Source organism: Candidatus Planktophila lacus (genome assembly GCF_002288385.1).
Lineage (GTDB): Bacteria > Actinomycetota > Actinomycetes > Nanopelagicales > Nanopelagicaceae > Planktophila > Planktophila lacus_D.
In genome coordinates this window covers 487,980-500,617 of the sequence record NZ_CP016783.1, presented here as the reverse complement: position 1 = coordinate 500,617, position 12,638 = coordinate 487,980, and the positions used below count along the sequence as shown (strand labels likewise).

The 12,638-nt window shown below is 48.9% G+C and carries 14 protein-coding genes and 1 riboswitch; of the genes, 4 read left to right on the top strand and 10 right to left on the bottom strand.

The window, feature by feature from the left end; translation table 11 throughout:
• Positions 1-11: 11 nt before the first annotated feature.
• Complete coding sequence (locus A1sIIB60_RS02525) at positions 12-2,123, bottom strand: DNA gyrase/topoisomerase IV subunit B (protein ID WP_223298715.1); 2,112 nt, start codon at positions 2,121-2,123, stop codon at positions 12-14.
• 224 nt (positions 2,124-2,347) lie between these two features.
• Here A1sIIB60_RS02525 and A1sIIB60_RS02520 point away from each other — a divergent pair, with 224 nt between their 5' ends.
• Positions 2,348-2,560, top strand: a complete 213-nt coding sequence (locus tag A1sIIB60_RS02520; protein WP_095527495.1) for a DUF7455 domain-containing protein — start codon at positions 2,348-2,350, stop codon at positions 2,558-2,560.
• On the opposite strand, the gene A1sIIB60_RS02515 is transcribed toward A1sIIB60_RS02520, so the two are convergent.
• The 5 genes from A1sIIB60_RS02515 to A1sIIB60_RS02495 all read right to left on the bottom strand — a co-directional run bounded on the left by A1sIIB60_RS02515 (position 2,561) and on the right by A1sIIB60_RS02495 (position 7,468).
• On the bottom strand, positions 2,561-2,749 hold the full coding sequence (locus tag A1sIIB60_RS02515; RefSeq protein ID WP_095689000.1) for a CDGSH iron-sulfur domain-containing protein: 189 nt from the start codon (positions 2,747-2,749) through the stop codon (positions 2,561-2,563).
• Between the two features lie 30 nt (positions 2,750-2,779).
• Positions 2,780-4,447 carry an RNA polymerase sigma factor gene (locus A1sIIB60_RS02510; protein ID WP_095688999.1) on the bottom strand — a complete coding sequence of 556 codons (1,668 nt, stop codon included), beginning with the start codon at positions 4,445-4,447 and terminating at the stop codon, positions 2,780-2,782.
• A 63-nt stretch (positions 4,448-4,510) separates the two neighbouring features.
• Positions 4,511-5,599: a homoserine O-acetyltransferase MetX gene (metX, locus tag A1sIIB60_RS02505; protein WP_095688998.1), complete on the bottom strand. Its 1,089-nt coding sequence runs from the start codon at positions 5,597-5,599 to the stop codon at positions 4,511-4,513.
• Positions 5,600-5,607: 8 nt separating this feature from the next.
• A riboswitch (SAM riboswitch) is annotated at positions 5,608-5,720 on the bottom strand.
• The gene (locus A1sIIB60_RS02500) at positions 5,706-6,725 is read right to left on the bottom strand and encodes a DUF4192 domain-containing protein (protein ID WP_095688997.1); all 1,020 of its coding nucleotides are present in this window, start codon (positions 6,723-6,725) and stop codon (positions 5,706-5,708) included. It overlaps the preceding riboswitch by 15 nt.
• Positions 6,726-6,730: 5 nt before the next feature.
• Positions 6,731-7,468: a PKD domain-containing protein gene (locus A1sIIB60_RS02495; RefSeq protein ID WP_095688996.1), complete on the bottom strand. Its 738-nt coding sequence runs from the start codon at positions 7,466-7,468 to the stop codon at positions 6,731-6,733.
• An 89-nt stretch (positions 7,469-7,557) separates the two neighbouring features.
• On the opposite strand from A1sIIB60_RS02495, the gene A1sIIB60_RS02490 reads away from it, so the two are divergent.
• Positions 7,558-8,025: an NUDIX hydrolase gene (locus A1sIIB60_RS02490; RefSeq protein WP_095688995.1), complete on the top strand. Its 468-nt coding sequence runs from the start codon at positions 7,558-7,560 to the stop codon at positions 8,023-8,025.
• On the opposite strand, the gene A1sIIB60_RS02485 is transcribed toward A1sIIB60_RS02490, so the two are convergent.
• The 3 genes from A1sIIB60_RS02485 to A1sIIB60_RS02475 are packed head-to-tail and all read right to left on the bottom strand — an operon-like array spanning position 7,987 to position 10,447.
• Positions 7,987-8,601 (bottom strand): ABC transporter ATP-binding protein, encoded by a 615-nt coding sequence (locus A1sIIB60_RS02485; protein ID WP_095688994.1) that lies wholly within the window; start codon positions 8,599-8,601, stop codon positions 7,987-7,989. The genes A1sIIB60_RS02490 and A1sIIB60_RS02485 overlap by 39 nt on opposite strands.
• Positions 8,592-9,566 (bottom strand): FecCD family ABC transporter permease, encoded by a 975-nt coding sequence (locus A1sIIB60_RS02480; protein ID WP_095688993.1) that lies wholly within the window; start codon positions 9,564-9,566, stop codon positions 8,592-8,594. The genes A1sIIB60_RS02485 and A1sIIB60_RS02480 overlap by 10 nt, the downstream gene beginning before the upstream one ends.
• A complete protein-coding gene (locus A1sIIB60_RS02475; protein WP_190279223.1) occupies positions 9,563-10,447 on the bottom strand; it encodes a heme/hemin ABC transporter substrate-binding protein in 885 nt (294 codons plus the stop codon). The genes A1sIIB60_RS02480 and A1sIIB60_RS02475 overlap by 4 nt, the downstream gene beginning before the upstream one ends.
• 117 nt (positions 10,448-10,564) lie before the next feature.
• Here A1sIIB60_RS02475 and A1sIIB60_RS02470 point away from each other — a divergent pair, with 117 nt between their 5' ends.
• Both A1sIIB60_RS02470 and A1sIIB60_RS02465 read left to right on the top strand, forming a co-directional pair.
• Positions 10,565-11,086, top strand: a complete 522-nt coding sequence (locus tag A1sIIB60_RS02470) for a hypothetical protein (RefSeq protein WP_095688991.1) — start codon at positions 10,565-10,567, stop codon at positions 11,084-11,086.
• A 2-nt stretch (positions 11,087-11,088) separates the two neighbouring features.
• Positions 11,089-12,057, top strand: a complete 969-nt coding sequence (locus A1sIIB60_RS02465; RefSeq protein ID WP_095688990.1) for a hypothetical protein — start codon at positions 11,089-11,091, stop codon at positions 12,055-12,057.
• Here the strand turns inward: A1sIIB60_RS02465 and A1sIIB60_RS02460 are convergent.
• The gene (locus A1sIIB60_RS02460) at positions 12,037-12,633 is read right to left on the bottom strand and encodes a TetR/AcrR family transcriptional regulator (RefSeq protein WP_095688989.1); all 597 of its coding nucleotides are present in this window, start codon (positions 12,631-12,633) and stop codon (positions 12,037-12,039) included. The genes A1sIIB60_RS02465 and A1sIIB60_RS02460 overlap by 21 nt on opposite strands.
• Positions 12,634-12,638 lie beyond the last annotated feature (5 nt).

The window sequence follows — 12,638 nt, the reverse complement described above, 5'->3', positions numbered from 1 at the left end:
AAAGGATAAGGCTAAGCGTCGATCCGATCGCGATCGATTTCAGCCGTTGAGATAAATTCTTTACGTGGGGCGACATCGTTACCCATCAGAAGCTCAAACATCGCCTCGGCTGCTGCGGCATCTTTAATTGTTATGCGGCGTAGGGTGCGCGCCGCTGGGTCCATAGTGGTTTCACGGAGCTGATCAGCATCCATTTCACCCAAACCTTTATAGCGCTGGATTGGTTCTTTCCACTTCTTGCCAGCCTTTTTAAATTCGGCAGTTAACTTCTTCATCTCATCATCTGAGTATGTGTAGATGTATTCGCCCTTTTTGCCGCCGCTACCCATTAACTCGATGCGGTGAAGCGGTGGAATCGCTGCAAAGACGCGACCGTCATCGATCATCGGCTTCATGTAGCGATAGAGAAGAGTTAAGAGCAAGCAGCGGATATGTGCACCGTCAACGTCAGCATCTGACATCAAGATGATTCGGCCGTAGCGAGCATCGGCTAGTTCGAATGATTTACCGGAACCAGCGCCGATTACCTGAATGATTGACGCGCATTCAGAGTTATCGAGCATCTGAGAAAGTGATGCCTTTTGTACATTAAGGATCTTGCCGCGAATTGGCAGGATCGCTTGGAATTCAGAGTTACGCGCTGCCTTGGTGGTACCAAGTGCCGAGTCACCTTCTACGATCAAAAGTTCGGTACGAGTTACATCTTCAGAGCGGCAATCAGAGAGCTTGGTTGGTAGCGCTGATGATTCGAGGGCGTTCTTACGGCGTTGCAGGTCTTTGTGGGTACGTGCAGAAATACGTGTGCGCGATGCCGCAGCAACTTTCTCGAGAATCAAACGGCCATTGGCCTTATCGATACGACGAGTTGTGTTGAAGAATTCCTTCATCTTGTCGGCAACTACTGCCGAGACGATACGTGTTGCAGCCGCTGTGCCGAGAACTTCCTTAGTCTGTCCTTCAAATTGTGGTTCAGACATACGCACTGTGATGACAGCGGTGAGGCCTTCCATGATGTCATCTTTGATTACATCGGCTTCGTTCTTCTTCAGAGTGCCGGTGCTGCGAAGTGATTCGTTAAATGCTTTGGTGATCGCGCGCTCGAAACCTTGAACGTGGGTTCCGCCCTTTGGGGTTGAGATGATATTTACGAATGAGTGAACGGTCGCATCAAAGCCATCGCCCCACTTCATCGCAATATCTACTTCCATATCGCGTTCTACTTCAGTTGAAACCATGTGGCCTTTATCGTCAAGGACTGGAACAGTCTCTTGGTAATGGCCAGTGCCGTAGATGCGGATTACTTCGCCGACTGGTTGATCAGGTTGTAAGAATTCGCAGAACTCGGAGATACCGCCCTTGTGGTAGAAAGTTTGAGTTGTTACGGCTTTGGTGCGATTGTCATTGACGATCAGCGTTAAGCCTGGAACTAAGAATGAGGTCTGACGTGCGCGAGCGTAAATTTCTTCGATATCAAGGGATGCTTCCTTTAAGAAGATCTGACGATCTGCCCACCACTTAATACGGGTACCTGTAACTTTTGCAGAAACTTTTCCAATTGTGCGAAGTCCAGATTGTGGTGTGAACTCTGCCTTTGGACCTTCGCCATCGAAGATGCCGGCAACGCCGCGCTTAAATGACATCCAGTAAATTTTGCCGTTGCGATCTACTTCTGCATCAAGACGTTCGGCGAGTGCGTTTACAACTGAAGCACCAACACCGTGCAGACCACCTGATGCAGCATAAGAACCGCCACCGAACTTTCCGCCTGCGTGCAACTTTGTAAGTACAACTTCAACTCCAGTTAATCCAGTCTTTGGTTCTTTATCAACTGGAATACCGCGTCCATCATCGTGTACTTCGATAGATCCATCGGCCTCTAAATTAATTTCAATCTTCTTGCAATGACCGGCAAGTGATTCATCTACTGAGTTATCGATAATTTCCCAGAGACAGTGCATGAGCCCGCGTGAATCGGTTGAACCGATATACATACCCGGACGCTTACGAACCGCATCAAGGCCTTCAAGGACTGCCAGGTCTTTGGCGGTATAGGAATCTTCGGCGTCGCCTAGAGCAGTGAGATCGAGTTGATCTCCAGCATCTTTAGAATTCTTGGCGGCCACGGAGGCAAAGGTTATCGGCGTAGTTGCAAGGATCTTGCGTTAACGCGCCGTAATAGTCTCAAATATTGGTAATTTCCTTCTTTCGGGCGAAAAATCGGAAAAGTCTGTGAATTGCAACGCAAAAGTAACAATATTCCTCCATTTATTTCCTGCGGGGAATAAAGAGACATGGTTTGATGTTCCATAAGAAGTACCACTTCCCACCTAAATGAACGGAGAGCGCGATGACCGAGCAAGTAATCCTCGAATCCACACCTCTTAATGCACTTGATCGTTGCGATCGTTGCGGCGCTCAGGCATATGTGCGAGCGACCCTCGCAACAGGTGGCGAACTAATGTTCTGTGCACACCACGGCAAGGAATACGCTGAAAAGCTAAAGGCTGTGGCAGTTGCAATCCAAGACGAATCAGAACGCTTGGTTGAATCTAAGAACTAATTAATCTTTTTTAAGAAGACCCTTGTGCGAACCGTCGCAGAAGGGTTTTTCTTTTGATTGGCCACATCCGCAGAACTTTGGATTTTCTAAAGTCTCCAGAACGTTGCCATCAGCATCAACCATTTCAACTTCACCGGTTATGCGGATAGAACCACTTTTGGGGTTTATGAAAACCTTTGGCTTAACCACGTTAGAACTCGATTTCTTTTTAATCTAGTTTTAATCTAGATAATCGCGAAGTGATTGCGAACGTGATGGGTGGCGCAACTTCGACATAGTCTTAGATTCGATCTGACGGATACGTTCGCGAGTTACCCCGTGAACCTTGCCGATCTCATCAAGTGTCTTTGGCTGACCATCTGTAAGTCCGTAACGAGCCTTGATTACATCTGCTTCACGGTTGGTGAGGCCGCCAAGGACCTGCATCAACTGTTCTTGCAAGATTGTGAAAGTTACAGATTCTTCAGGCTTAACCGCTTCAGAGTCTTCAATGAGATCTCCGAACTCAGAATCTCCTTCTTCACCAAGTGGTGTGTGAAGTGAGATTGGTTCGCGACCATACTTCTGAACTTCAACAACCTTTTCAGGTGTCATATCAAGTTCTTTAGCGAGCTCTTCTGGAGTCGGTTCGCGACCGAGGTCTTGCAACATCTGGCGCTGAACGCGAGCCAACTTGTTGATGACTTCAACCATGTGAACTGGAATACGAATTGTGCGAGCCTGGTCTGCCATCGCGCGAGTGATCGCCTGACGGATCCACCATGTTGCATAGGTAGAGAACTTGTAACCCTTTGTGTAGTCGAACTTTTCAACCGCACGGATAAGACCGAGGTTTCCTTCTTGAATTAGATCAAGGAACAACATGCCGCGACCGGTGTAACGCTTTGCAAGAGAGACAACGAGACGAAGGTTTGCTTCTAGCAAGTGGTTCTTAGCGCGCTTGCCATCTTCAACGATCCATTCAAGTTCGCGCTTGAACTTCTTCTCCATCTTCTTATCTTCTTTAATTTTCTCTTCAGCAAAGAGCCCGGCTTCAATACGTGTTGCTAGCTCTACTTCGAGCTCAGCATTAAGGAGTGCTACGCGGCCGATCTGCTTTAGGTAATCCTTTACTGGGTCAGCTGTTGCACCAGCAGTCATAACTGTCTGCGCAGGTGCATCATCTTCTTCAGAGGCCTTAAGGGTGAAGGCATTTTCTTCGTTTCCAGATGCTTCTTCAGCCAGGTTTACAACGCGTGGCTGATTAGATTTATCTTCTGCTTCTGTTTCGATGATTTCAGCGACTTCAGCGATAAGAGTTTCGACATCTTCAAGTTCAATTTCTTCAACGACGATTTCGTTACCTTCATCATCTAGAACTACCGCAGCCTTGCCGGCTTTACCTTCGCTCTTTGGAGCAACAGGTGCTGGAGGTGGCGCAATTAGTGCGAGTTGGGCTTTAGAGAGAATTCGCGCAGATGTTCCGAGTCCTGCTTTGCGTGCTTTCTCAGAATCAGTTGCAATTACTTCATCAAGGTGGCGCGCTTCTTGGGCGAGCGCCAAAAATTCTTTCTTAACCGCTTTGCGATAATTATCGATACCGCTGGCAGCAAGTGTTTCGACGATCTCTTTGTGGCGAGCGACGTCGTTCTTCAAATTTACAAGTTGTTGAACTTCTTTTGCAGATAAGTCCTTCTTCAGCGCAACCTTTACCGGCTTAACTGGCTTAACGACGGCCTTCTTAACAGGCTTCGCTGCTACCTTTTTTGCAGGTGCTTTCTTAACAGGTGCCTTCTTGGCGGCTACCTTTTTTGCAGGTGCTTTCTTAGCAACAGCTTTCTTGGCAGGAGCTTTTTTCGCCGCCTTTGCTGACTTTGCCTTGTTTTTGAGCGCACTAAATACAGCCACAATTATCCTTTGGTTTTTCGAACTATCTTCGAAACTTTTGTTTCGAACTGCTCGAAGCGATGTCTATATTATACTCAGCGCTTTGGCGATTGCAGCGCCAACTGACTCAGATTCGACCAAAAAGCCATCGTGTCCGAAGTCCGATGAGATAGTAATTAGCGGTTGCGCCTTAGGAACCAGCTCGGCAATCTCAACCTGAAGTCGAGGTGGGAAGAGACGATCGGTATCAATTGAGACCACAACGACCGGAATCTTGATCGATTCCAGCGCCGCCACGACTCCCCCGCGATCTCGGCCGACATCATGGGATGCCATCGCTGAAGTCAGCGAGATATAGGTATTGGCATCGAAGCGTTTAGCCAATTTAACCGCCTGGTGATCTAAATAAGACTCAACGGCATAGCGCCCGGTGTCATCGCCCTGCATCTGGCCTCCAAAGCGCACATCCATCTCAGATTCGGTGCGGTAAGTCAGATGCGCGATACGTCGGGCGATACCCAAGCCTTCGATTGGGCCGTTTGCTTGCTCGTAATAATCGCCACCATTGAAATTTGGATCGCTCTTAATCGCGCGGATTTGAACTGAGAATCCACCGATCTGATCACCAGTTGCTACGGCAGAGGAACCGATCGTGCAGATCGCACCTACACGGTCGGGATATTCAATCGCCCATTCCAGCGAGCGCATTCCGCCAAGGGATGGACCAACCGCTAAGCGATATTTCTTAATGCCAATGGCATCGCTAAATAAAAGTTCGGCAGCGGCCATATCGCGCACAGTGACAACTGGAAAACGTGAACCGTATCGTTTGCCATCGGGAGCAATACTCGATGGACCAGTACTTCCCTGACATCCGCCAATTACATTGGGACAGACAATGAAGTATTTATCGGTATCAAAAGGAAGACCTGGGCCGACCATATTTGGCCACCAGCTAGTTACATCAGACCAACCAGTCATCGCGTGGTTAATTAAAATCGCATTATCTTTTGCAGCGCTTAGTGTGCCCCAAGTTTGATAAGCGATCGTGATATCGGGCAGCGTCTCGCCGCTTTCGAGTAATAGAAAACCGATCTTTACAAATTTGCGATCGCCGGGATCGTGGCTTTCTAGCCATGCCCCTGTAACTGCTGTAGTAATCGAGTTCGACATTTAATTCCTTCACGCACTTGCTCACATCGTGTGATGCAAACCTGGTCGTCACCCGGAGCACCCCACCGCGGTGGAGGGTTGCCGTCTAATCAGCCGGGGCTATCGATTAGAGCTCGTGACCTGGAGGCAAGTCTAACCCAAAAATTCCAGCGCAGACTTTGGGATGTAGTTCTCTGCGCATCGCCGCAAAGGATGCGGGTGGCCACCCTGCTGTAAAGACGCGGCGCAATAAGAGCGCCAGGGAATAACCATTGGCATCTTCGAGGGCGCGATCTAGCGCGCGATGGGCAAGTGCGCCATCACCGCTTTCATACGCCAAGGCTGCACACAACGATGCGATCGGTGCCACGTAACCCTTTGGTGCGATCCGCATTAGGTGGCGCCACATCTGAAAGTAGGTATCAACGTTCTCTTCATCATGGCTGCCCAGTGCAAAGTCGCGCACCTGAATATCCCTTAACCGACCGATAACTCTTGCGGTCAGTTCGAGATCTTGGCCAATGCGTCCACTGGCAAATTCACCTGCTAAATCAATTACCGCAGCTGCGCCATCGCGTTGTAACTTCGGCAAGTTATCTAGAACTTTAGGGATCGCAAAGCTGTCCACCATTTCGCACCATTTAGCCTCCGTTGCTACCGGCAGCGATGAAATTGAATCAGTGAGCGCTTGCAGATTGGCAAAGGGCATCGCACGACCTGCAACAACATGTTCAACGGCAATACGCGAACCATCGATCTCGGGAATTAAGTTTCCTTCAGCAGGGCAACAACCTTGATCCTGACATAGAACAGAGCGATAACGCCCGCCTTGGATGAGCAGAGATTCATCAGTAGCAATACCAATTCGGGTTAACGCCGCACTTGCATCGGCAAGAACAACTTCCCCATCGCTGCGATCGCTTGGAACATAAGCAACCAACAGCGCCCCAGTTGCCAAATCTCGCTGTAGATGTGAAGCCAATAAGTCGTAAGCACCTTCGGGAATATCAACTGGATAATCAATCCGCATCGCCATTCCGACAGCGTTATCTTTAATCGAGACAACAACTAACGAATCTTCCGGGTGATAACCGATAAGAAAAGGGATTGCGGCAAGTAGGTCATGTGGTGATGTAAGTGTGGTCATCTCTCTCAATTCATAAAGCGGGTTGGAGCTGCCACCACGGTGATAGTCAGCGCTGAAACTTTTTTGATTTGGCCGGTAATGGCGCGTTCTACGGCGTTGTGAGAAAAAGTGCCGTTCCAAGTTGTTGTTAGCAGCACTGGATAAATGCCGGGCTGTGAATAAATGTGTGTGATCTTGCCTTCGGGAAATGGCCCACCTGGATCGGTTGTCGCAAGAAATGAACCATCACCGAAGGACCACAAATATGAAGGGCGCAGAACCACATCGATGGTTTCGCCAATTAAATTAACTTGGGTGCGAAAGACCGATGGCAAGTCATTCCAGAAATAGACCGGAGTGTGAATTAACGGTTTGAAATTTGGCTGATATGAAATGCCGCCAGTTGGAAGTGATTTGCTTAAGCGATCGCTAAGTGAAGTTGCTGCAACAACTTTCGGTGCCGCCTTTTTAACTGGCTTCTTTGCAGGTTTTGCGGGGGCTTTCTTGATCGGTGCAACGGTTTTAGGCTTTACAACCGGCTTAGGTTTGGCTACAACTTTAGGTTTAGCAACAACCTTTGGCTTAACAACTTTGGGTTTGGTCACCTTGCTTGAACTTGGGCCACTTCCCTTTCGCGCTTCAATAACCAATTGCCCATCTTGGGTATAGACATCAACACAGGCTTTGACGCAATCTGCTGCGTGCGAAGTGAGAGTTTGTAGAGAAATTACCAACGCTGTAATCAGAATTAATGGGAGCTTCATCTGCGGGAAGATAGATCTTGCAACTGATAAAAAACGCCCCGCACCTACTCCATGTGGATAGTTAACGGCTCATATGGAAAGGTAGGAACATGGCTGCGCGCGATGGAGATGGTTGGGTCGAGTGCAGTTGCGGCTCTAAACATTGGGGCTTGCATGGCGCAGCAGGTTTACTTATCTATCGCGATGGCGCAATCTTGTTACAGCACCGCGCACCCTGGGTTCATAACGGAGATACTTGGGGAATCCCAGGCGGTGCGCGTGATTCACACGAGAGCGTTATTGATGGCGCAATTCGCGAAGCGGTAGAAGAGACCGGTATTGATCCACAGCAGTTAACCCCGCGCCAAACCCATAACGATAACCACGGTAACTGGTCTTATGACACCGTTATCGCTGAGGCAACGAGCGAACTTGTGGCGCATGAGTTAAATGATGAATCACATGAAGTGCGTTGGGTCTTATTTGATGATGTAACCCGTTTGCCGCTACACCCCAGCTTTGCAAAATCTTGGCGCGACTTAAGAGCCAAGTTGGATTATCTGATCACACCAAGATAATTTTTCAACTTCGCTATGTGCAACCAGAACGATGGTCTTTCCTGCGCTGCGCAGTTGCTTAAAGATCTCAATTAACTTCTCTTTGCTCGCTAGATCCTGCGCTGCAAATGGTTCGTCAAAAAGGTAGATCGGGCAGTCGCGCAATAAGGTGCGCGCGATTTCAATGCGCTGCACCTGTCCTACCGAAAGCGTGGTCACTAAGTTGCCCAACAATTCGGTAAGCCCTAAGTCGTCCGCTATATTCTCAATCTGATTCTTAGCCTCATCGCTCTGCCCCAAGGCAAGTACTTCGCGGACTGTCATCGGTAGCCAGAAGGTGCGCTCTTGTAGCGCCATACTGCGCAGGTGCGATTGTTCGAGATCGCTTAGATCTTGCAGATTCTTTTCAGCGATAAAGATAGAACCGCTACTTGGCTTTAAGTCACCGGTTATAGCCAAGAGCAACGAACTCTTGCCGCAACCATTTGGACCGATGATTGCGCTAATTGAACCTTTAGTAATGGTGGCGTTTAGCCCCTCGAAGAGTTCGCGGTTATTGCGCTGCAGCGTTAAGCCTTGGATCTCAATTATTTCCATGTCAGCGCCGCCTTTCGCACTAGCAGGATAAGAATTGGTGCACCCAATAGAGATGTAATCAAACCGATAGGTAGCTCGTATGGCGGAAGAACGCTGCGCGCGATCGTGTCACCGACTAGCAAGATCAGGGCACCGATGAGCGAAGATGCGATCGTCAATATTCGATTCTTTCCACCAATGAGAATGCGCGCAATATGTGGAGCCGCAAGCGCCAAGAAGGAGATCGAGCCCACGGTGCTTACGCTGACTGCAACCAATAAACCAATTATCAAGAAGGCTTTCAGACGTATCGCTTTTGCAGAAAACCCTAAATGACGAACTGAGATATCACCGAGTGAGAGTAGATCTAACTGTGGAGCGATTTTAAAGGAGAAGAAGAAACAGATCAGAAATACTGGCGTGATAATCAAAAGGCTCTCTGAAGTAGCTAACGCTAATGAACCAAGCGACCAGAAAGAGATTGAACGTATCTCTGGATTATTTGTGGCGGTAATTAGTAGCCCGACAACTGCGGAAAAGAGCGCTGAGGTACCGATTCCGATAATGATTAAAGCTCCAACAGAGCGCGCCCAAGTGAAAGTGAGCGCCGTTGCAATCAGCGCACCAATAGTTGCAAAGAGAACGGCCAACACTGAACCAACTTCAGCAAGGTTTAGGAGAACGCCAATTACAACGCCCAGGCTTGCACCAGCTGATGTTCCTAAGATTGCAGGATCTGCCAGCGGATTATTCGCCGCAGATTGTGCGATCGCACCGGCCAGCCCAAGTGCTGCGCCAATTAAAAGTGCAACCAGAATGCGTGGAATTCGTATCTGCCAGAGAATCAAATGGTTGGTACTTGCGCTGTCAAAGCCTGGGTTAAATAGATAACGCCAGATATTTTCCACCTGCGTTGCACCAAGCAATAGAGATGCAACCACCGCAATATTAAGCGCGATAACAATTAGCGAGAAACGTAACTTCATTTCATCAACTCATCTACAGAAGCCGCCATCTGAAGAATCAGATCAGGTGTGCGGGGGCCGAAGGAGAGTAGAAGAGAATCATCAACGGCAAGGATGCGCCCCTTCTTTCCAGCACTCGTCTGGGCAACTCCAGGAAGCGCCTTTAAACCAGCAACTCCCCCAACTGAGGCCAAGCCTTTACTCATAACTAAAATTACATCTGGATTTAACTCGGCAAGAACTTCGGCGCTAACTGGCGTAAAGGGATCTTTCGAAAACTCTGCGCCGGCATCAACGGAATTTATCGCCGTGATTAGCGAATCCGCCCCGGAACCTTTCCCACCAAGTAGATAGATGGAGTTTCCGCCACGGAGATAGAGAAAGGCGATACGTGCTTTTCGATCTGCTTTCTTAACTTCAGAGAGTGATTGGTTGATCTTCTCGCTCAAGGCAACGCCCGACGGAATTGCTCCAACAGCCCCTGCAATATCGGCAATCTTTAGGTTTATATCCGAGAGCGTCCAGGCCTGGCGCACCTGAACAATCTTGATTCCATTTTCGCGCAGGGTCTTAATTGCAGCTAACGGTCCAGTTGCATCATCTATCAGAACTAAATCTGGGTTTAACTTCAAAATATTTTCAGCAACAACTTGATGGCCAGAGGTAACAATTGGAATATCTAGAAGAACTTCTTCAGTGCTGGCGATATCTCGTCCAATAAGAATTGGCTTTAAGCCTAAAGAAACCAAAATTTCTGCAGATCCGTTTGCCAGTGCGATTACGCGCGTTGCTGAAGAAGTGCCGCCATCTTCAATACTTATTGCGGCAGCAGCTTTAATCTCTTGCACAGCAACTTCACTGGAACTGCAAGCGGTTAAAGAAAGCGCTGTGGCGAGAGCCACTGTCAGATGCCGGTATCGACCATTCTTTAGCACCCTTAAATCATCTCAGCCTTTTACCTGACAGATACGGGTGGGTTGTCGGATAAGGCCGTGCTGAGATAAAAGTAAGGTTTTCTCATGCGCGCAAAGGCTTTTCTTCCAACAGCCCTATCTGCGCTGCTTCTGATCTCACTTAGTGTTTCACCGAGCAACGCTGCGCAGAAACCACAATTAATAAAGGGCCAGTTTGGCGAATCAATTAGCGCACAAGCGCGAGATATAGCAGTTGATAAAAATGGTCAGGCCCAAATTGTCATCACCGGAAAAGGTTTTGATGAAACCGTCGGTATCTATCTTGCGTACTGCGTGATGCCAAAATCAGGTGCTGCTCCGACTCCTTGTGGTGGTGGCGTTAACAAATCCGGCATCGGCGATGCTTCTTACTGGATCTCATCAAATGCACCACCCTATGCCGCAAATCTGGCAGAACCTTTCCGCGCCGGTGGCAGATTTACGAAGAGCGTCGGAGTCTCGGAAAAAATCGGCAAGATCGATTGCCGCAAAAGTAAATGCGCTTTAACAGTTAGATCAGATCATCTACGTGAAGGGGATAGATCGCGTGATCTTTTTATTCCAGTCACATTTAAGAAAAGGAAATAGATATGAAGAAAGTAATTACGTTAATCTCAGTATTAGCACTGGCTATACCTGTCTTCACAGCGCCTAGCGCCAGCGCGGAGACATTTGTCTTCCAGAGCGGCCCGCTAACAAATCTTGATCCAGCAGGTGCCATCGTCAATGGCGGCTTTACAAAGTTTACGACCAAGGGCGGACTGTATATGCAGCAATGCATCGCCCCAGTCGCTGGTGCTCGTCCTGCAACCTGCAGCGATGAATTACAGCTCTGGATCAGTACTAAAGGTGAAGTCGGTTCAGTAAGTGCAACCGGGCCAATCGCATTTAAGGTCGCAGCACAGATCACTGGTCGCGGCGTAGCGGTTGACTGCACCAAAACATCTTGTGGAATCTTCTTCCGCCTGGATCGTTCTGCAACTGCAGATACCAGCGAAGATTTATTCCTTCCGATTACCTTCCGCGAAGGTGCTGCCGCGCCTTTGCTACCGGCTGATGTAGTAACAGTTACATTGAATACCAAGCCGCTAACCCGAAATGTTCCGATGGCACTTGCTTATCGCCAGAGCGCAAAGATTGTTGCAACTGCGCAATCTGGTCTGCCAGTGACACTAACTTCGTTGACTCCGGAATGCTCATACGCAAATGGAACGCTAACTGCGCTCAAGGGAGCTGGCCAGTGCGCACTTGCTCACCGAACTGCCGGCAACGATAAGTTCGCAGCAAGTTCTGCAAACTACCCATTTATTCTCGAACCTGGAGTTCAGAAGGTTGAGCGCGCTACCAAGGAACTCAAAAAGGGTAAGCCAAAGGCGATGCCTGCTGAAACCAACTTCGGCGAGACAATTTCTTACAGAAGTTTGAGTAAGAACTGTCGCGTTGAGTTAAATCTAATAGAGGCTCAGAAGCGCGGGATCTGCACCATCGTCGCAACAGCGCCGGCTAAAGAAGGAATGTGGCTAGCGCTTAAGCAAGAGCTAAGAATTAGAGTTAGCTAACGTCTTAATTCCGGCGATATAGAAATCGGTTGTAACTGCGATCTCATCTTGTGGCGTTGCGGCGCCTGATTCGATGCGGCGGGTTGCTACATCTGTGATCGCCTGCAACTGCGCGAAAGCGCGTGCGGTATCTGTGATGCCAAGAGAAGCAAAAGTTTTGCTAAGTGGCGCCAACATCTGACGGTGGGCCGCACCTATTTCAGCGTTTCGCTCGCGCGGCAAAGTTGTGGCGTGAAGTGACTTGGCAAGTAGGTGTCGTCCATCGCCCACATAGTTAAGGGATGTTTCGATCCAGATAGTTAGCGCAGAAATCGGATCGCTTTCATCTTCGATGGCGCCGCGTAAGAGTTCGCCAAAGTTCTTTAACTCTTCGATTAACAGATCGGCAACGAGATCTTGGCTGCTCGAAAAGTATTCATAGACTGAAGTTCGCGACAGCCCGGCGCGCGCTGCCACTGCTGCGATTGAGATGCTGGCAGAGCTTTCCTCAAGTGCGATCTGGGTGGCCGCTGAAATCAATTGATTACGGCGCCAATCGCGATGCGAGGCTAGATCTTGCGTGGAAATCTTGGGCATAAAAA